Below are 22,057 nucleotides of genomic sequence, written 5' to 3' on the forward strand. Positions count from 1 at the left end.
GAGATATTGTTAATATCCCCTAAAAAACCTCTCTACAAATAAAAAGGTGATGCATTACTATATTGCATCACCTAAACAATGTAATATACTTTTGTTGTTATTGCTAAAACTTTAGCGTCTTTCTGCTGCATCAACTGTATGTTTTAAAAGCATTGAAATCGTTACCGGCCCAACGCCTCCTGGCACTGGAGTTATTGCTGATGCTTTTTCATAGCAGGACGAGTAATCGGCATCCCCAATATTCCCTGGATTATATCCAGCATCAAGTACCACGACACCATCTTTTAGCCATTCACCCTTAATAAAGTTAGGCTTTCCTACAGCTGCTACAACGATATCTGCCGTTTTTAAAAATTGTGGTAAATCTGTTGTACGCGAGTGACATGTTGTTACTGTTGCATTTTCATTTAACAAAAGAGCTGATACTGGTTTACCTAGAATTGGACTTCTGCCAACAACTACGGCATGTTTCCCTTCAGCATCTATATTATAATGCTTCATGATTTGAAGTATCGCAGCCGGTGTGCAGGATGGATATAATCCAAAGCCTAGTGCTGTTTGGCCATATCCCCAGCTTGTTACACCATCAACATCTTTTTCCACGGAAATCGCTTCAAATGCTTGTCTTTCATCAATATGATCCGGCACGGGATGTTGCAGAAGAATCCCATGAACACTTGAATCTTCATTTAGTTCATGAATTGTATTCAGTAACTCTTCCGTTGTTGTTTCTTTCGGTAAGTGTATTTTTCTTGATTCAATCCCTAAACGATTGCAAGCATTACCTTTCATTTTTACATATGTAGCTGACGAAGGATCATCACCCACTAAAATCGTTGCCAGACATGGTGTAATATTCTTTTCCTTTAGAGCTTGAATTCTGCTTTTAAGAGCATCTTTCACTTCGTTTGCAACTACGTTCCCATCTAAAATCAACTTTTCAGTCATGTATATTTCCTCCCTGAGTATTAAAAGTAGGCAAGGCATCCTCACACTACTCTGCCCAGACGACCGGCTATACACTCGCGCAGCTCCACTGTGGTCTATTCCACTATTGTCGTCAGTTACTACGGAATCTTAACAATAATTTTCAATTTCATTATACCAAAAAACACAGATATTACAATGCAATTTATATACTAATGTTCGTATATTAAAAGGACAACAAAAGTTGTCCTTTATTGATATTTTTCTAAAATGGTTTGTTTGGTTAAAACCCAAAACAACGAAAGCCCTGCCTCTCTTTCATCTTTACGGTTCCTAGACCGCGCCAGTAGGAATCAGGTTATTTTTCATCATATTTGGAATAAATGCTCCAGAGGTTTTTGCTTCAATATGGTTAAATTAGAAAACAAGTTCTTGAAGATATAGAAATAATAAGGGGATGTGGAGGTTATAGCTATTTAACTATAGGAATGCAGATTAAAAATTTCTTCCTCAAACGATTCTTTATTACTCTTTTTCTTTATAGAGCATACATGCCCAAATAACTTTCTCAAATACGAGAAAGTAACATACCTTTCAAATACCAAGACTTTTATTATATAACAAATAAATATTTTTGTCTAGGGTTTAAAAAAACTCTCCTAAAAAGGAGAGTTAAGAAATTTTTTCTTTATTATGCAGGTCAGCTGGAACTGCTGCATCAAGAAGTGCAGAAGCTAATTCATGCTTGCAGCGCATCTTTACATCATTTTTCCAATTAAAATAATCCGCCATGTATTGAATAACTGCATCTTGATAATTTCTCACTAGCGATATATTAAAGAGAATAGCACCTGTTCTACGGTTGAAGAAGTCGACAGGAGTAGCAACCATTTCATAATCCAAAGCATATTTTAATTTGGCAAACAATGTAACAGGAAGACGGTATTCTTTTGAGCTCTCCTGTCCTTCTTTTATAATGTCAAAGACAACAGGGACATTTGAACCATAAGTAGACGCTAAATGAGAAGCCTCCTCTTTGGAAAGACCAAGCTCCGTCCCAATTTTTGTTTGCTCAGACACGTACTTCTCAAAGTTAGAAGAACCGCCAACGTCACCACCTGAAATAGGCATGTTTTTCGTTTTACATTTCGGATAAACTCCATTTCCTTCTTCTTGAAGTTTTTTCGCTAATAAGTCCACAATGGTTTCAGCCATTTTACGGTATCCTGTTAATTTACCGCCGGCAATGGTTAACAATCCTGATTGTGATTCCCAAATTTCATCTTTACGAGATATTTCAGATGGATCTTTTCCTTCTTCATAGATTAATGGACGAACCCCTGCCCAGCTTGATTCAATATCATTTTCAGTTATTTTTGCATCAGGGAACATATAATTGATCGCCTTCACGATATAATCCCGGTCTTCTGATGTCATTTTAGGAATTGCAGCATCCTGGTCATAGAATGTATCTGTTGTTCCTACGTATGCCTTGCCATCACGAGGAATAGCAAATACCATGCGTCCGTCTGGAGTATCAAAGTAAACAGCTTGCTTTAATGGAAATCTAGATTGATCGATGACAACATGAACACCTTTTGTCAATCGAAGTACTTTTCCGGCTTTAGACTTATCCTTCTCACGAATCTTGTCTACCCATGGACCTGTGGCATTAATGATTTTTTTCGCACGAATTTCATACTCTTTTCCAGTAAGGAGATCCAAAACATGTACCCCTGCAACTTTTCCATTTTCATAGATTAGTTCCTCTACTTTAGAGTAGTTAAGAGCTATAGCGCCTTTATCAATCGCAGCCTTCATCACTTCGATAGTGAGCCTTGCATCGTCAGTACGATACTCAACATACTTACCGCCGCCTTTAAGATCCTGCTTTTTCACAAGAGGTTCACGCTCAAGAGTTTCCGCAGCAGTAAGCATTGTTCTTCGTTCACTTTTCTTAACTCCTGCCAAAAAGTCATATACTCTCAAGCCAATTGAAGTGGTAAATTTCCCAAAAGTACCGCCCTTATGGAATGGCAGAAGCATCCATTCAGGTGTAGTGACATGCGGACCATTTTCATAGACAACCGCTCTTTCTTTTCCAACTTCTGCAACCATTTTCACTTCGAATTGTTTTAAATAACGTAATCCACCGTGTACAAGCTTTGTTGATCTGCTTGATGTCCCTGCAGCAAAGTCTTGCATTTCGACTAAAGCCGTTTTGATTCCCCGGCTTGAAGCATCCAATGCAATCCCTGCACCAGTAATCCCGCCTCCAATTACAAGCACATCATATTTTTCTGTTTTCACTTTATTAATCAATTTATCTCGGTTCTTGTTTGAGAAGTTCATTGTTCATTTCTCCTTCGTATTTAAGGATTTCGCTCAGGGGAAAGAAAAAAGACCACAAAAAGCACTATCGACATACCGATAATGTTTTTGTGGTCTCTCCGTTTCTCCTACCGAGCTATTAACTTAATTTTATTATACCATACAATATTACATTTTTAAAAGCCTATTTTTTTATTTAAAAGCCATCGCGGCGCGTACCGCTTTTTTCCAGCCACCATAGAGCTCTTCACGAACGTTTCCATCCATTGTTGGCTGGAAAGATTTATCGATAGACCATTGCTTAGCAATTTCCTCTTGGCTGCTCCAATACCCAACTGCTAACCCAGCTAAATAAGCGGCACCTAGCGCAGTTGTCTCATTTATTTTTGGTCTTTCTACCGGTACATTTAATAAATCTCCTTGGAACTCCATTAAAAAATCATTTTTAACAGCCCCGCCATCAACACGTAATGTTTTTAACTCTATACCAGAATCTGCTTCCATTGCCGCTAAAACATCCTTCGTCTGATAAGCTAATGATTCTAACGTTGCTCGAATCAGATGTTCTTTCTCTGTTCCGCGAGTTAAACCAAAGACTGCTCCTCGCACCTCACTGTCCCAATACGGCGTTCCTAATCCTACAAACGCAGGAACAACATACACACCATCCGTTGACTCTACTTTTCTAGCATATGCCTCACTATCCTTTGCATCCTTGAACATCCTTAATCCATCGCGAAGCCATTGAATAGCTGACCCAGCTACGAAAATACTGCCTTCTAGTGCATATTCCACTTTACCGTTTATTCCCCATGCAATCGTGGTTAGCAATCCATGTTTAGATGTTACAGCCTGATCCCCTGTGTTCATTAGCATAAAACAACCCGTACCATAAGTGTTTTTTGCCATTCCTTCTTGATAGCACGCCTGTCCGAATAACGCAGCCTGCTGATCACCTGCTGCACCAGCGATTGGAATTTCTTCACCGAAGAAATGGTGTTGTACTGTTTTTCCATAGATTTCAGATGATGGACGAACCTCTGGAAGCATATTTTTAGGGACATTTAATATTTCCAACAGCTCTTCATCCCACTTTAGATCATGAATATTATACATAAGTGTTCGAGATGCATTTGAAAAATCCGTTACATGTGCACTTCCGCCAGAAAGCTTCCAGATTAACCATGTATCAATCGTACCGAATAACAACTTGCCTTCCTCTGCTCTTTGTCTAGCTCCATCAACATGATCTAGGATCCATTTTACTTTTGTACCAGAAAAATAAGCGTCAATTAACAAACCCGTTTTTTCACGAAAAATATCACTATATCCTTTTGTTTTTAGTTCTTCACAAATCTCACTTGTCTGTCTTGATTGCCAAACAATCGCATGATAGATTGGTAATCCTGTTTCTTTATCCCAAACAACTGTTGTTTCACGTTGGTTTGTAATCCCAATCCCAGCAATTTGTTTTGCTTCAATATTTGCTTCAGATAATACAGTAGCAATAACAGATAGAACCGAGCCCCAAATTTCATTGGCATTATGCTCGACCCAGCCCGGCTTTGGAAAAAGCTGTGTAAACTCTTTTTGTGCGGAATGAACAATTTCCCCTTTTTTATTAAATAAAATAGCTCTTGAACTTGTTGTTCCTTGATCTAATGATAGAATATATTGTTCCATTTCAAGATTCCCCCTAAACCCATATGTTTCATCATGCTGCATTTTTTGAAATGTCTATTTTAGCACTTTGTAGTTTTCCTAGTAAACTTATAAGCACAAGAATCACTGCATTAATGGCCAAAACAATCCAAAAAACGGAAGTGACTTCTTGTAAATAAAAAGCTTTATAACATATTGCTCCTAGTGACCCCCCCATAATAGGTCCAATCACCGGAATCCATGCATAACCCCAATTCGAACTCCCTTTCCCAGGGATTGGCAATAAGAAATGAGCAATTCTCGGTCCTAAATCACGCGCAGGATTAATGGCATAGCCCGTTGTTCCACCAAGAGACATACCGATCACAACAATTAATAGACCTACTGCGATCGGATTTAATCCTTCTGTAAATTTATTTGCTCCTATAAATAATAATCCCAAAACAAGAATAAAAGTACCAATTATTTCACTTAAAAGATTAGAAAATGTATGTGGTATTGCAGGACTTGTTGCAAACACTCCAAGCTTGACAGCTGGATCATTGGTAACTTTCCAATGTGGCAAATAGTGCAAAAAGACGATAGCAGCCCCTGCTATAGCTCCTAGCAGCTGAGCTAGAATATATCCAGCCACATCGTTCCATGCAAAACTTCCTTCAATTGCTAAAGCAATTGTTACGGCTGGATTTAAATGTGCACCGCTGATTGAACCTACTGCAAATACTCCCATTGTAACAGCTAGGCCCCAGGCAATCGTAATTACAATCCACCCAGCGTTGTTAGCATATGATCCTTTTAGCGATGATCCCGCACCAATTCCAGCACCGAAGATAATAAGTATCATCGTACCAAGAGCTTCTCCCATGTATGGTGACATTTGTTTCTCCCCTCTACCAAATAATACTGTTCAGGAAAATAAAAAAGGAGATTCACATACAGCTATACCATTGTGGTATTACCTGCGTGAATCTCCTTATCTCCGTCACAATTATTAACTTGTCTTTAGTATATATCCTTCTGTAAACGCTGTCAACAAGTTGCTTCTAAAAATTTAAACCAAATCCCAAAGATCGGTTTTCGAAGTGGTAATTGCGGTTGCTCCAGCATTTAGAGCATTATGTACTTCGTCAGCAGTACGGATTAGTCCGCCTGCAAATATCGGTGTTTGTAAACGTTCCTTTACTTCTTGAATCATCCATGGCATTGCTCCTGGTAGTACTTCAATATAATCTGGCTGTGTTTTCTCCATTAATCGATAACTTTTCTCCAGCGCATGTGTATCAATCAGGAAAATTCTCTGAACAGCCACTACCCCTTTTTGCTTCGCTTTTAAAATGACGCTTGATTTCGTTGATATGAGTCCATATGGTTTAAACTCTTGGCATATATATTCAGTTGCATAATCATCATTCTTTATCCCATGGATCATATCTACATGATAAATCATTTTTTTACCGTATTGCTTTGCCATTTGGCTGATATTTTTTAACTGTGCAATATGCATTTCAAGGAAAACACCAATTTCATAAGGGCTGTTGAGAAATTTTTCAAACTCTTTCATGCTTGATGATGCAGGTAGTATTTTTTGGTTCATTTTCTAACCCCTAACGATGATTTTGTTGGATTAAATACGTTTCATATACCTTTAGATTGCTATAAATAAGCTCCAAAGCCGGTGCTTCAATGCCGTACTTTTTCGTGTATTTTAACAAATACTGAAAGAAATGATCTGCCTCAACCGGCATCCCCTTTTCCATATCTCTTTGCATCGAGGATTTCATTTCATAACCAATAGCATTAATTTTCTCCAATTGTGTTTCTTTCATTTCTTCGGAGATCGGTGCACCGATTTTCTGCATAATGGTCACAACTTCATTGATAATACGCCTAAGCATCTTCTCTCCTTCTTCTGTCTCGCGAATTGGACCAATCGGTGTACGCATTAATGTGGTTGCCCCTGACATAACTGAAATAAATAAATATTTATTCCACATTTCTTGCATAATCTTATCACTGTATTTGAAATTAGCTTTTGTATTCGAAAAAGTACGCTTCAGCTCTTGGATCCTGCTCGTCTCTTCTCCAGATCTCTCCCCAAAAACAAGATCATGACTTGAGCTTGTCTGGATAACCTTGCCATTAGAATCTAGCGTCGTTTCTATAAAACAAAGCCCCCCTAGAACACGTTCTTCACCAAATTTTTGTATCAAAACCTCAATATGGGAAATTCCATTCAGTAATGGCAGAATTATTGTGTGTTCCCCTGCAAAAGGACTGATGTCTTCGATCGCACTCTCTAAATGGTAAGCTTTTGTTGAGAGAATGATAACATCAAATGGATTCACTTTTTCATTACTGGTGATCATTTTAGGACTAAAGGATATATTCCCATGAACACTATCGATAACTAGTCCATTTTCCTTTAGCTGCTTCTGTCTATTTTCCCTAACTAGAAAAGTAACATCCTCTCCCTTTTCTAATAAGCGGCCTCCAAAGTATCCGCCGACGGCTCCTGCTCCTACAACTAATATTCTCATCATTATGCCCTCCATATTTTTCAATTTGCAGCTGATTCATTAATCAAAATTATTATTTCATAGACAAACTCATATTCCAATCCACAAGCTTTTTAAATTTCAAGCCTTGCCCTCAGTGCTTTGGCATAGTTCCTGCTGACAGACAGAAGCTCATTCCTGCCGGTTATCTCTAGCTGATATGCGCCATTAAACCAAGGAGTAAGTCTTTTTACATAATCCAGATGAACAAGGTAGCTTTTATGAATACGGAAGAAATGGTAATGATGTAACTTTGCTTCAAAATCCTTTAAAGATGTTTTAACTTCGTATTCTTTATCTGTCGTCACAATTTTCGTTACCTTTTCTTCTCGGCTAAGATAAATAATTTCATTTGGGTCTAAATAATAAATTTCCCCATCTTCTTCTATAGCAAGCTTCCCTGAACTGGCTGTTTTCTCGAATGAAACTCCCAATAATAAGTTATTCAAACGGTGAACCGTTTCAGAAAGCTGGTCTTCATCAAAGGGCTTCAGTAAATAATCAACCGCTTGATATCGAAAAGCCTCTGCCCCGAACTGAGGATAAGCAGTAGCAAACACGATTTTTGGTACCTTCTTTAGCTCCATTAACGATTTAGCTGTTTCTAGGCCATTTAGTCTAGGCATCTCGATGTCTAGGAAAACCGCATCTGGCTGGAGTTTTACTGCCTTTATAATTGCTTGTTCCCCCGAATCCGCTTCTCCGACAACTTGTATGCTTGGGTAGCCATTTAATAGATGTATCAGTTCCTCACGACTATAGCGTTCATCATCGACTACTAAAATCCTCATAACCTTCCCCATTTAGATTTCCTCCAAACTTCTTTTCTCCTTGTCATCGCAGGGGATCAAGAATCCAACACTTGTTCCCTCTCCTTGTACACTTTTTATTTGCAAACCAGATTCCTTTCCAAATAACATCATCAATCTTCGATTAACATTATAAGTACCAATTCCCGCACCTGAGCTGTCTTCAGATGTTAATATCGTTTTCCCTAAGCGTTCAATCTTACTGCTTTCTATCCCTTCACCATTATCAATGATTTCAACTTTTATTGCTTGACCTATATTTTTTATCTTTATTTCTATTTTACAATTCTGGTCCTTTTCTTTAATGCCGTGTTTAATCGCATTCTCAACAAGAGGCTGAAGGGTCAGCGGAGGAACTCGCGTGAACAGTACGTCCTCATCAATATCATAATCCACTGTTAATTTATCAATGAACCTCGTCTCTTCAATGGCCAAGTAAGCTCTCACATGCCTCAGTTCCTCTGAAAGGCTTGTCCATTCCTGTGTTGTTGCTGTGAGATTCTGCCTGAAAAAATGGGACAAAGATATCAATAGTTTTCTAGCTTTTGCTGGCTCCAAACGAATGAGAGATACAATAGTATTTAATGAATTAAATAGAAAATGCGGACTAATCTGTGCTTGAAGAGCTTTTATCTCTGCTTCCTTCGCAAGCTGTGAAACTTTTTCCACCTGAGAAACTTCGATTTGATAACTAAGGAGCATACTTAGTCCCTTCATTAGTTCTACATTGACATTTGTAATTTCCTTTTCTGAAGGAAAATAAAACTTGAGAGTACCAATGGTTTTATCTCCTTGTTTCAACGGACCAATTAACACCGCTCCAAGCGGACAATTTAGATGATTGCATTGAATTTCATCTCTGCCAGCAATCACAAGTTTCCCTTCTTTGATTACTTTTTTCGTAACATCTGTTTGAATGGAGAAATTCGGAAAATGATGGTCATTTCCTACTCCGACATGAGCTAATATCCTTGTCTCATCTGTTATCGCAATAGCACTGGCCTTTACTTCTTCCTTTAAAATTTGACAGACAGCTGCAGCAGACTCACTAGACATTCCTTTACGAAGGTAACTTAATGTTTTCCGAGCAATTCGAAGCGATTTCTGAGCTTGCAAGGCTGCAGCTTTTTCTTCCTCATTTACAACATTTCTTATAATAAATAAAAACAGGGCACATCCGACTCCATTTGCAAATATCATCGGAACACCAATATTCTCAACAAGTGTCAGCGCTTTATCAAAAGGTTTTGATAGCAGCAGAATAATAATCATTTGGAGCGTTTCCGCCAATGCTCCTATTAGAAAAGCAGAAGATAGCTTTACATGTTTGTTTTTTCGATAAAAGAAACTTGCGATTACTCCAGCAACAATCGTAGCTAATCCGCATGATAACGCAGTAAATCCACCAAGAGTATAACGATGTATTCCCGCTATTAAGCCTGCCCCAAGCCCCAATCGAAATCCTCCGAACAAACCAGCAAGTACCACACCTATTACACGTGAATTAGCGATCGCTTCATCCTCGGAAAGCTGGACTCCCCATCGATCAAAATATAAGGAATCTGTGTGAAACGTTAATCCTGTATACGTCCCAATAATTCCAAAAAAACCAAAGAATAATGCCGCTTTCACTAATTGACGAGAATCAAGCGCATCTCGATAAATCATATCCCGAAAAAAACGAAATCTAGTCAATATGAAGGCAATCATCACAATAATACCCAGACGTTCAAACATCGTCATGAACAAATCGAACATACTTTAAAGTTCTCCTTTTCATTTCAATAAGAGAAGTATATTTTATCTATTAAAGTATAGCAGTTTTTTCTAAAAAAACGTTATTGCAACTTTGCAATAACGTCCCAAACATAAATTACGCTTCTTTTTTAATTTTTGTTTTTGTTTTTGTAGTTGATCGTTTTTTCTTCGCAGCAGGTTTTCCTTCAGTTTGAGCAGGCTTTGTTTTGTCAATAGAAGCTTGTAAGGCAGCCATCAAATCGGTCACATTTGATTTCTGTTCCTTTTCCACCGGTGTGACCACTTCTTGACCATTACGTTTCGCTTCAATTAATTGGAGCAGGGCAGTACGGTATTCATCTGTATACTTTTCAGGTTCAAAATCTGTCGTTAATTGATCAATGAGCATAATCGCCGTTTCAAGTTCCTTTTTCGTTATTTTATCTTCGGCTGGGACATTAGGAACATCTCCGGCCTTACGTACCTCATCCGGATAATGAATGGTCTCCATGACAAGCGTGTTTTCATGAACACGAATAATCGCCATCTGTTCTTTTGAACGAATGATTATTTTAGCAAGACCGACTTTTTCGGATTCTTCCAAGGCTTTCCGCAGGAGCGAATAAGCTTTTCCCCCTCCTTCACTCGGAGACATATAGTAACTTCGGTTGTAGTAAATGGGATCAATTTGTTCCATTTTAACAAAATCAATAATTTCTACCGCTTTTTCCTCATTTTCCTTCTTAAGATTTTCTAGTTCTTCATCATCAAGAACGACAAACTTTCCTTTTGCATATTCGTATGCTTTAACGATATCGTCATTATTTATTTCTACTTCACAAACCGGGCAGATTTTTTCATATTTGACAGGAGAATGACATTCCTTGTGCAGATTTCGAAGCTTTATATCCTTATCCTCTGTTGCTGAGTGAAGTTTGATTGGTATATTTACTAATCCAAAGCTAATGCTTCCCTTCCATATCGTGTGCATAACATTCTCCATTCTTTTTTTACTCTTAATTTGTGTAACAGAGAAGATGACATACTTTAAAAGTTTTGGCAAAAGAGTAAAGTGGAAAGAAAGTGGAAAACTAATCTTTAAAGTGCAGCGATGGCAAGGGAGGAATACTTTTTGAAACCAATGTTGCCAAGCTTGGCCTTTGAAGTTCCAAAAGGGAAAGCTTGGGTGTATGAAGTAAAATATGATGGGTTTCGGGCTATTCTTCAATGGGATAAAGAGATTACTTTAACGAGCCGTAACGGAAAACCTTTGTTAGAACTTTTTCCAGAAATTGAGGAATTCCTAAAAAAACATCAAGAGAAGTTTGCTCCTTACCTCCCATTAACACTAGACGGGGAACTTGTCTATTTGGAGAATTCCTATAAAGCAAATTTTGGTTATATTCAAGTGCGCGGGAGAATGCGCTCCCAAGCAAGGATCCTTGAAAAGGCAAAACAATCACCTTGTAGACTGTTGATCTTTGATGTGCTGGAACTAGCAGGAAAAAAAGTAAAAAACGAGGATTACCTTAGGCGCAAGGAGCAATTGCAAAAGGTATTTGAAGAAACTGGTTTAGACGAAAAACCTGATGAAAAAAGCGTGCAGCTTTTACAGTTGATTCCATATTACACTGATTTCCAAGAGATTTGGGAGAAAGTCGTTCTTTTCGACGGAGAGGGAATTGTCGCAAAGGAAGTCCGAAACAAATGGGAAGAAGGGCTCCGTTCATCCTTGTGGGTGAAATATAAAAATTGGAAGTATATATCATGTTTCATCACATCTTATGAAAAATCGAACGGCTACTTTTATGTAGGTGTTTATGATCAAGACGGTAAAGTTCAGCATATCGGACAATTCCTATTTGGAGTCAAACCCGATGAGAAACAAGCCTTGTTTCAGACAATAAAAGCAAACAAACTAGATGAAGATGAAAAATTCATTTATGTCGAGCCAGCCATTTGTGTAGAAATTAAATACTTGGAAATGTATGAAGATCAAATGCGCGAACCGCATTTTGATCGTTTTCGCTTTGACATCACTCCGGAAGATTGTACGACTGAAAAATTCATTGTTGGGCAGAAAAACCTGCCTGCTGATATTGAAATTACACATCCAGATAAACCATTATGGGAAGACCCTCCCGTACAGAAAATAGATTATATCCATTATTTAAGAGAAATCTCTCCATATTTTCTTCCTTTTCTGGAGAATAGGCTTTTAACAGTAATACGCTATCCTCATGGCATGTTTGGGGAAGCCTTTTATCAAAAAAATTGTCCTGATTACGCTCCAGATTTCGTGCAAACAGAATTGGCAGACGGCATTGAATATATTGTATGTAATAACTTAAAAACGCTGCTTTGGCTTGGAAATCAACTTTCTTTTGAATTTCATATTCCTTTTCAAACAATCACCAGCAGTGGTCCAAGCGAAATTGTTTTTGATTTAGATCCACCATCTAAGGAGTTTTTCCATTTAGCAATCAAGGCCGCGATACTAATCAAGGAAGTTCTTGACCATCTCGAATTGATTAGTTATGTTAAAACCTCCGGCAGTAAAGGTTTGCAAGTTTATATCCCTTTGCCGGAAGACAAATACACCTATGACGAGACAAGGAAGTTTACTTCCTTTATTGCAGACTATTTAGTTTCCAAGGAACCAGATCTATTTACCATCGAAAGAATGAAAAAGAAACGCGGCAACCGGCTTTACATTGATTATGTTCAACATGCAGAAGGAAAAACAATTATTGCGCCATATTCTGCCCGTGGGAGGAAGAATGCAACGATCGCAACTCCTCTATACTGGGAAGAAGTTAATGAAAACTTAAGAATTGAACATTTTCAAGTCCCCAACCTTCTGAAAAGAATGAAAGATCTAGGAGACCCATTTCGAAACTATTTCCAGTCAAAGCAGGAGCAAAACTTTGATCCAATCCTAAAATTTTTACAAAATAAACAATAAGTGCCGGAACTGTTAAATTCCGGCTCTCATTTATGTTTACTATTTTTACAAAGATAGGGTTAAGTATTGCTTTACCTCTTCCTGCAGCTTTCCATATTGCTGATTCTCCTGTGTAAATTCCTCTTTGTTTCCACACGTAAAGCCTGCAGGATTAACTAAGTCTACCTCAACGGAGGTTTTATACATATATGTTGCATTGCCAATCAAATCAATTTTATATGTTTCTTGATTTTTATGAGCGACACAGCGGACCTTACCACCGTTATTAAAGACCTCTACTGGCTGTTCCAAGTCATTAATGCCTTGAAGGCAGGTTACAAGAGTAGACGCTGACATTGCCGTACCGCAGGCGTTTGTGAATCCTACCCCGCGTTCAAAGGTACGAACATAGATTCGGCCCTTTTGAATGGTATTTACAAAGCTCACATTCACTCCATCAGGGAAAAGCTCATTGGGCCCGTTAACAAACTCACTTATATCCTTTTGAATTTCTGAGTGAATTTGCTCCTTCTCGACGATTGAAATCAAGTGTGGATTTGGTACGGCCACAGCTGTGAATTTCAATTCATCTGTGAGGGCAGGAATTTTTTTATCAACTAATGTTTCCGCATCGACATTCAATGGCAAATCGCTTGTTTGAAAGGATACCGGTGAAATTTCCACCTTATAAGTTGGGATCTCAGGAAAAATCTCTTCCTCCTTACTTACCAACAGATCCGCTTTCATTGTTTGTATTAAGGCAGTTGATTTATTTAGCAGTTCGCAGACGTAGCGCGCTACACAGCGAAGGCCATTTCCGCACATTGATGCTTCAGATCCATCTGCATTAAAAACACGCATTCTTCCATCCGCAATTTCACTTTTCATCACAAAAAGAATACCATCCGCCCCTAAATCAGTGGTCCGATTGCAGAGAGCTTTCGCTAAATTTGCACGTTCTTCCTCAGTAAAGGAATAGTCATTTGTCATTTCATCTATTAATAAAAAGTCATTTCCTGAGCCATGACATTTAATGATTTCGATCTCCAACATGTTTACCTCCAGCATATGTTTTTCAATTATTTCTAGATTGCCATAGTTTTTTAATGTATACAATCCTTTATTTGCTTTAAACTCCTTAAAGGAACATAAAAGAGTACCACTGTAGCAGTACTCTTTTAAAGATATTTATTATTTAACACAGGCAGCTATTAAATTTCAGAAAGCTGTCTATAAAGATTGCCCATTTCGATAGCCCCTACAGCAGACTCGTAGCCTTTGTTACCAGCTTTTGTACCAGCACGTTCAATAGCTTGTTCAATTGATTCAGTAGTCAGTACTCCAAAAATCACTGGAATACCTTTTTCTCTTCCAATATTCGCCACACCTTTTGCCACTTCACTGCTGACATATTCAAAGTGGGGGGTAGCTCCTCTAATAACTGTTCCTAATGTTATAATGGCATCGAATCCGCCTTTTTCAGCAAGTTTTTGAGCTGCAAGCGGAATTTCAAAAACACCTGGCACCCATAGAATCGTAATATCTTCATCTGCTACGCCATGTCGCTTTAATGCGTCTTCCGCACCGCCAAGCAGTTTACTTGTAATAAATTCATTAAAACGTCCAACCACAATCCCGATTTTAAGACCAGTACCAATTAAATTTCCTTCAATAATTCTTTTCATATTATCCACCCCTAATTAAAATGTTAATAAATGACCAAGCTTTGCTTTTTTCGTTTTCAAATAGTTTTCATTTTCTTCTTTTGACGGCATCTGTAATGGAACACGTTCCACTAGTTCAAGACCATAACCACCCAATCCGGCAATTTTTCTAGGATTATTGGTTAACAATCTCATCTTCTTTACACCAAGACTTCGCAGAATTTGCGCCCCAACGCCATAGTCTCTTAAATCATCCTTAAAGCCAAGCTTATGATTGGCTTCCACCGTATCTAAGCCTTCCTCTTGGAGCTTATAAGCCTTTAATTTATTAATGAGTCCAATGCCTCGGCCTTCCTGTCTCATATAAAGCAGAATACCCTTGCCTTCTTTTTCAATCTGCATTAATGCTGCATGAAGCTGCGGTCCGCAGTCACAACGGTTTGATCCAAATACATCACCGGTCAGACACTCTGAATGCACCCGTAATAAAGTTGGTTCATCTTCCGTTATCTCCCCTTTAACTAGGGCAACATGTTCTTTTCCGTCGACATTATTGGTAAAGGCGACAGCACGAAAATCTCCGTACTCTGTTGGCAGATGAATCTCAACCTCTTTTTTCACTAATGAATCATGCTCGAGCCTGTATTCAATCAGATCCTTAATTGTAATCATTTTTAGATCAAACTTCTCTGCAATTTCTTTTAAGTCATCAACACGAGCCATCGTACCGTCATCTTTCATGACTTCACAGATCACACCCGCAGGCTGAGTTCCAGATAGTCTAGCCAAATCAACAGCAGCCTCCGTATGTCCAGCCCGGCGTAAAACTCCGCCTTCTTTGGCAATCAGCGGAAAAATATGACCTGGGCGTCTAAAATCTGCCGCTGCGGCATCTTCTTCTAATAGCTTTGCGATAGTCAAAGCCCGTTCGTATGCACTAATTCCTGTTGTCGTTTCAATGTGATCAATACTAACCGTAAAGGCTGTGCCGTGGTTATCTGTATTTACTTCTACCATCGGGTTCAGATGTAATTTCTTTGCCAGATCTTCTGTAATTGGCGTACAAATTAACCCTCTGCCTTCCTTAGCCATGAAGTTAATCATCTCTGGAGAAACATGTTCACCAAGACCGACAAAATCACCTTCATTTTCTCGATCTTCATCATCACAAACAATAATTACTTTGCCTGCTTTTAAATCGTTAATTGCTTCCTCTATGGAATGAAACATGCAAAACTCTCCTTTCTATAAAAAGCCGTTCTCTCTTAAAAAGTCGCTTGTTATCCCTTTCTTTTGCTGGTTCCCCTCTTTATCCCTTGAAAGGAATGAATGCAGGTATTTTCCGATCATATCAAATTCAATATTGATCATATCCCCTGGTTTTTTTAACCCCAGGACTGACTCTTTTGCAGTATGTGGAATGATCGACACCGTTACCGTATTTTCAGTTAACCCGAATATGGTTAATGATGTTCCATCTAAGCAAATAGAACCTTTATATAAAGTCAAATGTGAAAATTCCTCTGGATAACTTATCTCGATATATATCGCATTTTCTTTTGGTTCTTTTTTTACAATCTTTCCAGTTGTATCGACATGACCTGTTACAAAATGGCCCCCAAACCTTCCACTCGAACTCATTGCTCTCTCTAAATTAACAAGACTTCCCTTTTTTAAAATGGATAGTGAAGTGCTGTTAAATGTTTCAGGCATCACATCAAGAAGAAAATCAGTATTACTAAAATCCGTTACAGTTAAACACACACCATTAACAGAAATACTGTCACCTAAATTCATATCCTCTAGGATTCTACTTGCTTGAATCGTTAAGACCAGCGTATTCCCTTTTTTACTAATATTTTTAATTGTTCCTAACTCTTCTATTATTCCGGTAAACATCCGTTATTTCCCCCCTTTGCAAGGGCCGTAATCTTTATGTCCGGGCCGAACTTTTCTACAGATATAAATTCTAAATTTTTTCCATTTTGAACAAGCTCTGCACCTTCTCCACCTATAAAAGGGAGCGCATTCCTGCCGCCAATTACTTTCGGCGCAATGTATGTAATCATCTGTTGAAAGAGACCTTCCTCTACAAACGATGCATGCACTTCAGAACCGCCCTCTACAAGCAGAGACATCACTTTACGTTCGCCTAATACTTTAAGGACATCTTTCACTGGAACCGTGGAAGTGTTAAGGGAAATTACCTCTACACCTAATTTACCCAGTTCCGTTGATTTACTAGCATCTATATCATTTCCTGTAAAAACAATCGTTTTAGACGATTGATCTTCTACAACATGAGAAGTCAGCGGAATTTTTAATTCCCGATCTAATATAACTCGAATTGGATTTTTTCCACCTTGGGGTCTTCTAGTGGTTAAGAGAGGGTTATCTTGTAGGATGGTATTAATACCAACTAAGATTCCGTCATGCTCGTGACGCAGCTTGTGAACATCCAGCCTTGACTCTTCGGATGTAATCCATTTACTATCGCCTGATTTTGCCGCAGTTTTCCCATCTAAGGAAACGCCTGCTTTTATTGTTACAAATGGAGTGTTTGTTTTTATAAAATGAAAAAACATTTCGTTGAGCAAAAGCGCTTCGTTTTCGCATAAGCCCACTTGTACTTCTATTCCAGCCTTCCTCAATTTCTCAATCCCTTTACCTGCAACAAGAGGATTGGGATCTAAAGAAGCTACATAGACTTTTTTAATTCCTGACTCAATGATTAAATCAGCACAAGGGGGAGTTTTGCCGTAATGGCTGCATGGCTCTAGGGTAACATAGATGACTGCACCCTTTGCAGCATCTCCTGCTGCTTGAATAGCATGAACTTCTGCATGTGGAGTGCCAGCCTTTAAATGAGCCCCAGACCCTACTAATTCCCCGTCTTTTACCACCACAGCACCCACACTCGGGTTAGGACTTGTTTGTCCAATTGTTGCACGTGCTAATGATAGAGCCAGCTTCATGTAATCTTCATTATTCATCGCTTCTTAAAACCTTCCTCCTTTACGATAGATTACTCCATAGGTAACAAAAAATCCCATACCTTTTAAAGGCACGGGAGACTCTTGCATGACAAATAAATGTTAAAAATCATTATTTTTAACATTAAGTCAATCCTTCTCCCATCCAGACTTTTACTGTCGGTTTTGGAGTTACACCAAATCCACCGGTAACATGATTATGAAACCGGGTCACGGACTAAGAGACGTTTGCCTCATCACCGCCGGTTGGGAATTGCACCCGACCCCGAAGGAAATCATATTCGATTAATAAAAGAATATCAGAAAATAACAAATCCCACAAATATTATTTTTCGAAAATGTTGAATCTTTCTTCCATCTCTTACGTAAAACTATTATGACAAAAAGGTGGGATCAATAAATGATGGAGAGTAACGAACAACTGCAAGCAGAATTAAAGAAAAGCGAGGACTGGGAAAAAGATCAAAGTGACCTATGGTTTTGGGAAAAACTTGGACGTCTTCCATTTAAAATTCTAGATAAGTGGACCCCTGCTTTTTTACAGAAAAAAATAGGAACAATACTTGATGAGCTCGGCAGCTATATTCAAACAGGAGGAAATTATTTAAGCTCGATTTCATCACTGAAGTCATACTATCCAAATAAAGGGATTGAGACATTAGATGATGCAGCATTATTGTCAATTTCAGATATGGATGCCGCTGTCAGCGCACTAACAGTTAATCGCAAGCGGCTTGCTGCATTCCAAGGTGCAAGTACTGGGATAGGCGGTATATTCACTTTAACGATCGACATTCCCCTGCTGCTAGGGATGCAGTTAAAAACGCTTCAGGATATTGCGATTTGTTACGGATACGATCCGAATGACCAAAAAGAACGTCTTTTTATCGTAAAGTGCCTCCAGTTCACTTCCTCTGACATTGTTGGAAAAAAAACAATTCTAGGACAGCTTTCCATGTTCGACTCCCCTAACGAGCATGTAAAACGAGAAGTCGTCTCTGAACTTCAAGGCTGGCGGGAAGTGGTTTTTTCTTATCGGGATCAAATCGGCTGGAAGAAGCTGTTTCAAATGGTTCCTGTCGCAGGGTTATTATTCGGGGCTTGGATCAACCGTTCAGCCGTTAACGATATCGCTGAAACTGGAATGATGCTATACCGAAAGAGACGTATTTTATCAAGGCTTCATGAAGATTCTGGAAATACCTCAGCAATGGAAAGCATAAAACCTAGCAAATCATAACTTTTGCTAGGTTTTATGCTTTTACCTATTTTATTTTATGGCAGCCTGATCATTTCTTCATACATATACTTCTTGTTAAGGGCTCCAATGACCTTACTTCTAATGATGCCATCTGTATCAATAAAGTACGATGTTGGGTAGGATAGCACCTCGTATTGATAGGCAACCTCCCCGTATTCATCCAAAAGAATTGGAAAGCTTAATTGAAACTCCTCGACAAAGTCTTCAACAACGACAGGATTTTTCTCTGTATTGACCATATTTACCGCTAAAACAACAAAACCATCGTTTTTATATTCTTCATACAGTTCCTGCATATGCGGCATTTCCTCCCGGCACGGGGGACACCAGGTTGCCCAAAAATTCAATAAGATTTTTTTTCCTTTATAGTCCTCTAAGGATACTACCTTTCCATTCATGTCCTTTAATGTAAAGTCTGGTGCTCTATAATCGACTTTTAACCCGACTGGAACAGTCTCAGGATTTGCAAGTCTTTCATACTTTTCAACCTTAGATTCAGGATCTACAAAATCCCTTTTTAGCAGCGTTTGGTCAATCACTGCTAGCAAACCAACGATCACAACGATTATTGCTAATATTTTCTTCATACTTAATAACTCCTTGCTGCCATACCTAATTTTATTTTACTATACTGGTATTTAAGAAGCTATTCATTCATATCACTCTAGTGATTTCTGTAGCGAAATAAGTGAACTACTATTGCCATGATTGCTAACCTTTCCTTTCTATTCAAATGGTTATCAAATGATAAAACAGGCGTATTGGTATCCTTAATATATTTTTCCCATTCTAACGGCATCCAGCCTTTTCTTACCCTTCCCAGTACTTGGTTTTTATCATTTTTTATTCTAATATCTGTAAAAAGAGCTTCTGAGTGAACTTCCCACTGTAGTTCTTGGTTTCCATTATTCCATTTATACATTTTTTTATTGACTTTCTTTACCGTTAATAGAGTCTCGTCATCTTGTCCGTATACCTCAATAGTCTTGTTTCCATGCCTTAAAAAAGTTGCTGTTAACGAATTTTCGGAATCATACAGTCCATAGACTTTTGAAAACCACTGATCTGCAAAATAGGGAAGAAACCACCTGAATGCATTCTGTTCATAGTCTCGTAACTCCCCTTTTAATTGTCCTTTAGGAGAAAACATGAGCATTCTCAAAGAGGGAGCTGGTAAAAATGTCAATAGCATATGCTCGTTTTTCAATAGATCATCAGCAGAAGGAATTCTCTTGATTTCTTCACTTGACAGCGATCTTTTAACATATACTAGATAAAATTGATAGGAGAGAAAACTATATATGAGAAAGGGAATGGCTAACAGAACAAGTTCTTTTTTTTGCAGAATGGTCAAAAGAGGAAGTATAACCACAATAACTGGTAGAAGCGCTGCCATACTGCCATTAAAAGCTGTATTCGCAGCATTTCGATAGTACATTTGTATATTCATATTCTTTCTCCCCAATGATCAATTAGATTAAGAATTACTATCCTTCTTTTTCGGCTTTCTCTTAAATACTCTCTTAATAGCATGTTTATATTTTCGAACCATATTCATGAAGGTAATCTCTCTATGTGATGGTCCATTCAAATAACGGTAAACGTAAAATTTAATATATTCTTCTAATAAAATTAAGAGAAAGAGAGCCAAACACAACCAGAAAACCCATATCATTGCTTGAATCTCCTTTCTATTAGGGATTCTAATACATATATATTCCGGTTTACTAAATACATGCTTTTTTTTACTATGAATCTACTAGCGAACCAATAAAATAAAACCTAGAGCTGTAGTCGCCCTAGGTTTCCTAATCACTAGTCTTTTTCGTTCATTAACGAATCAAACGGAAAACTAATGGTATTCGATATTCTTTTCCTTCATATGCCCTAATAGCAGCGATTATAGTGAAAACAAATGCTAGTATTCCCACTATCCAGATTGTCACAAAGCCGATAACAACAATCATGAGCAGCATGCTTACAATCGTGTACACCCCATAAGAAATAAGAAAATTGAAATATTCCTTCCCATGATAATCAATATATGATGACTCATCTTTCTTCAGCAGCCAAATTACCAATGGACCAACAAAAGCGGTAAAAAAGCTGACGACGTAAATTGCTGCAGCTAACATCCGTTCATCATTTGTTGCTGTCATGTTATTCCCTCCTAATAAATAAAATTATTTTAGTTTATTTCATTTATCTTTATATTATGAAATACGTCATTCTTTCAAAAAGGTTTCAATATTTATAAAAAAATACAAGCCTTTATTCAGAAAATCATCCCAATCCTTGAATTTTCCCTTTATCTTTATGTTCTTGTTCAAAACAACATGCATACATTTTAGATAGGACAACTTATGAGAAGGGTGATGATCTAAAGTGATGTCAAAGCTAGAGGCTTTCGTTCTTGGAATCATTCAGGGATTAACAGAGTTTCTCCCCATTTCAAGTACGGGCCATCTCTATTTAGGGAGACATTTATTTAATCTCGATGAGGCAGGGCTGTTTCTCGATACGATGCTTCACGTAGGAACATTATTAGCTGTATTAGTCATTTACAAAGAAGAACTCATTCAAATTATTAAAAAACCGTTTGGAAAGCTGTCACTTCTTTTAGTGGTTGGAACTGTGCCAGCGGTTGCAGTAGGGCTGTTGTTCAATGATGTATTCGAATCGATATCAAAAACTGGAGTTACGATAGGATGGGAATTTCTTTTCACAGGCCTCATTCTATGGATTGCTGATGGCGCTAGGAAAGGTGCAAAAAAACTGGACAACATCAGCTATGGTGATGCCTTATTTATCGGTTCTTTCCAAGCAGCTGCCATTTTCCCAGCTGTTTCAAGATCTGGATTAACCATTGCAGCTGGTTTATTCAGGAAGTTGGATCGTGAAACCGCAGCCTACTTTTCTTTCCTTCTTTCCATTCCGGTCATTGCCGGAGGAATCGTTCTTCAATTTGCTGAAATGGCTTCAGGTCATGTCGAAGCTATTTCACTTGGAAGCATGCTTGTGGCTACATTAACGTCTGCCTTATTTGGTTATGCTGCAGTTGTGTGGATGATAAAATTCCTGCAAAAAAGATCACTTAAAATATTTGCCGTTTATGTGTGGATACTTGGCTTTACCGTATTGGCCCTGCAGTTAACAGGTATTTTTTAAGTGAAC

The 22,057-nt window shown here is 38.2% G+C and carries 20 protein-coding genes and 2 riboswitches; of the genes, 3 read left to right on the forward strand and 17 right to left on the reverse strand.

The genetic code is table 11. The annotated features are described in order from the left end of the window. Positions 1 to 111: 111 nt before the first annotated feature. The 9 genes from CZ487_RS17750 to ku all read right to left on the reverse strand — a co-directional run bounded on the left by CZ487_RS17750 (position 112) and on the right by ku (position 11,012). Positions 112 to 948 carry a bifunctional 5,10-methylenetetrahydrofolate dehydrogenase/5,10-methenyltetrahydrofolate cyclohydrolase gene (locus tag CZ487_RS17750; protein ID WP_077213619.1) on the reverse strand — a complete coding sequence of 279 codons (837 nt, stop codon included), beginning with the start codon at positions 946 to 948 and terminating at the stop codon, positions 112 to 114. 46 nt (positions 949 to 994) lie between these two features. Continuing rightward, a riboswitch (ZMP/ZTP riboswitch) is annotated at positions 995 to 1,078 on the reverse strand. A 521-nt stretch (positions 1,079 to 1,599) separates the two neighbouring features. After that, on the reverse strand, positions 1,600 to 3,279 hold the full coding sequence (locus CZ487_RS17755) for a glycerol-3-phosphate dehydrogenase/oxidase (RefSeq protein ID WP_077213621.1): 1,680 nt from the start codon (positions 3,277 to 3,279) through the stop codon (positions 1,600 to 1,602). A gap of 171 nt (positions 3,280 to 3,450) precedes the next feature. After that, on the reverse strand, positions 3,451 to 4,941 hold the full coding sequence (glpK, locus tag CZ487_RS17760; protein WP_077213622.1) for a glycerol kinase GlpK: 1,491 nt from the start codon (positions 4,939 to 4,941) through the stop codon (positions 3,451 to 3,453). A gap of 31 nt (positions 4,942 to 4,972) precedes the next feature. Then, positions 4,973 to 5,797, reverse strand: coding sequence for an MIP/aquaporin family protein (locus CZ487_RS17765; RefSeq protein ID WP_077213623.1), 825 nt, complete (start codon positions 5,795 to 5,797; stop codon positions 4,973 to 4,975). A gap of 174 nt (positions 5,798 to 5,971) precedes the next feature. Beyond that, a complete protein-coding gene (locus CZ487_RS17770; protein WP_077213624.1) occupies positions 5,972 to 6,514 on the reverse strand; it encodes a glycerol-3-phosphate responsive antiterminator in 543 nt (180 codons plus the stop codon). A 10-nt stretch (positions 6,515 to 6,524) separates the two neighbouring features. Continuing rightward, the gene (gene panE, locus CZ487_RS17775) at positions 6,525 to 7,457 is read right to left on the reverse strand and encodes a 2-dehydropantoate 2-reductase (protein ID WP_077213625.1); all 933 of its coding nucleotides are present in this window, start codon (positions 7,455 to 7,457) and stop codon (positions 6,525 to 6,527) included. Positions 7,458 to 7,549: 92 nt separating this feature from the next. Further along, on the reverse strand, positions 7,550 to 8,278 hold the full coding sequence (locus CZ487_RS17780; RefSeq protein WP_077213626.1) for a LytR/AlgR family response regulator transcription factor: 729 nt from the start codon (positions 8,276 to 8,278) through the stop codon (positions 7,550 to 7,552). Next, a complete protein-coding gene (locus tag CZ487_RS17785) occupies positions 8,279 to 10,042 on the reverse strand; it encodes a sensor histidine kinase (protein WP_077213627.1) in 1,764 nt (587 codons plus the stop codon). 115 nt (positions 10,043 to 10,157) lie between these two features. Next, positions 10,158 to 11,012 carry a non-homologous end joining protein Ku gene (gene ku / locus CZ487_RS17790; RefSeq protein WP_077215371.1) on the reverse strand — a complete coding sequence of 285 codons (855 nt, stop codon included), beginning with the start codon at positions 11,010 to 11,012 and terminating at the stop codon, positions 10,158 to 10,160. 141 nt (positions 11,013 to 11,153) lie between these two features. Between ku and CZ487_RS17795 the strand changes: the two genes are divergently transcribed. Next, on the forward strand, positions 11,154 to 12,986 hold the full coding sequence (locus CZ487_RS17795; RefSeq protein WP_077213628.1) for a DNA ligase D: 1,833 nt from the start codon (positions 11,154 to 11,156) through the stop codon (positions 12,984 to 12,986). Positions 12,987 to 13,031: 45 nt separating this feature from the next. Here the strand turns inward: CZ487_RS17795 and dapF are convergent, their stop codons facing one another. The 5 genes from dapF to ribD all read right to left on the reverse strand — a co-directional run bounded on the left by dapF (position 13,032) and on the right by ribD (position 17,622). Continuing rightward, on the reverse strand, positions 13,032 to 14,015 hold the full coding sequence (gene dapF, locus CZ487_RS17800; RefSeq protein WP_077215372.1) for a diaminopimelate epimerase: 984 nt from the start codon (positions 14,013 to 14,015) through the stop codon (positions 13,032 to 13,034). A gap of 161 nt (positions 14,016 to 14,176) precedes the next feature. Next, the gene (gene ribH, locus CZ487_RS17805; protein ID WP_077213629.1) at positions 14,177 to 14,650 is read right to left on the reverse strand and encodes a 6,7-dimethyl-8-ribityllumazine synthase; all 474 of its coding nucleotides are present in this window, start codon (positions 14,648 to 14,650) and stop codon (positions 14,177 to 14,179) included. A gap of 15 nt (positions 14,651 to 14,665) precedes the next feature. Further along, entirely contained in the window at positions 14,666 to 15,859 is a 1,194-nt protein-coding gene (locus tag CZ487_RS17810; protein ID WP_077213630.1) for a bifunctional 3,4-dihydroxy-2-butanone-4-phosphate synthase/GTP cyclohydrolase II, read from the reverse strand. 15 nt (positions 15,860 to 15,874) lie between these two features. Beyond that, positions 15,875 to 16,528 (reverse strand): riboflavin synthase, encoded by a 654-nt coding sequence (gene ribE, locus CZ487_RS17815; protein ID WP_077213631.1) that lies wholly within the window; start codon positions 16,526 to 16,528, stop codon positions 15,875 to 15,877. Further along, positions 16,513 to 17,622 (reverse strand): bifunctional diaminohydroxyphosphoribosylaminopyrimidine deaminase/5-amino-6-(5-phosphoribosylamino)uracil reductase RibD, encoded by a 1,110-nt coding sequence (ribD, locus tag CZ487_RS17820; RefSeq protein WP_077213632.1) that lies wholly within the window; start codon positions 17,620 to 17,622, stop codon positions 16,513 to 16,515. Before ribD ends, ribE begins: the two co-directional genes overlap by 16 nt. Before the next feature lie 129 nt (positions 17,623 to 17,751). Further along, a riboswitch (FMN riboswitch) is annotated at positions 17,752 to 17,899 on the reverse strand. A gap of 123 nt (positions 17,900 to 18,022) precedes the next feature. Between ribD and CZ487_RS17825 the strand changes: the two genes are divergently transcribed. Continuing rightward, positions 18,023 to 18,862, forward strand: coding sequence for an EcsC family protein (locus CZ487_RS17825; protein WP_077213634.1), 840 nt, complete (start codon positions 18,023 to 18,025; stop codon positions 18,860 to 18,862). Between the two features lie 35 nt (positions 18,863 to 18,897). Here the strand turns inward: CZ487_RS17825 and CZ487_RS17830 are convergent, their stop codons facing one another. From CZ487_RS17830 to CZ487_RS17845, 3 genes are all read right to left on the reverse strand, one after another. Next, the gene (locus tag CZ487_RS17830; RefSeq protein WP_077213635.1) at positions 18,898 to 19,470 is read right to left on the reverse strand and encodes a peroxiredoxin family protein; all 573 of its coding nucleotides are present in this window, start codon (positions 19,468 to 19,470) and stop codon (positions 18,898 to 18,900) included. Positions 19,471 to 19,547: 77 nt separating this feature from the next. Then, complete coding sequence (locus CZ487_RS17835; RefSeq protein ID WP_077213636.1) at positions 19,548 to 20,333, reverse strand: hypothetical protein; 786 nt, start codon at positions 20,331 to 20,333, stop codon at positions 19,548 to 19,550. A gap of 382 nt (positions 20,334 to 20,715) precedes the next feature. Next, positions 20,716 to 21,042 (reverse strand): DUF4870 domain-containing protein, encoded by a 327-nt coding sequence (locus CZ487_RS17845; RefSeq protein ID WP_077213638.1) that lies wholly within the window; start codon positions 21,040 to 21,042, stop codon positions 20,716 to 20,718. A 229-nt stretch (positions 21,043 to 21,271) separates the two neighbouring features. On the opposite strand from CZ487_RS17845, the gene CZ487_RS17850 reads away from it, so the two are divergent. After that, positions 21,272 to 22,051, forward strand: a complete 780-nt coding sequence (locus CZ487_RS17850) for an undecaprenyl-diphosphate phosphatase (RefSeq protein ID WP_077215373.1) — start codon at positions 21,272 to 21,274, stop codon at positions 22,049 to 22,051. Positions 22,052 to 22,057: the final 6 nt, after the last annotated feature.

The sequence above is a fragment of the Robertmurraya dakarensis genome (genome assembly GCF_900156875.1).
GTDB classification, from domain to species: domain Bacteria; phylum Bacillota; class Bacilli; order Bacillales; family Cytobacillaceae; genus Robertmurraya; species Robertmurraya dakarensis.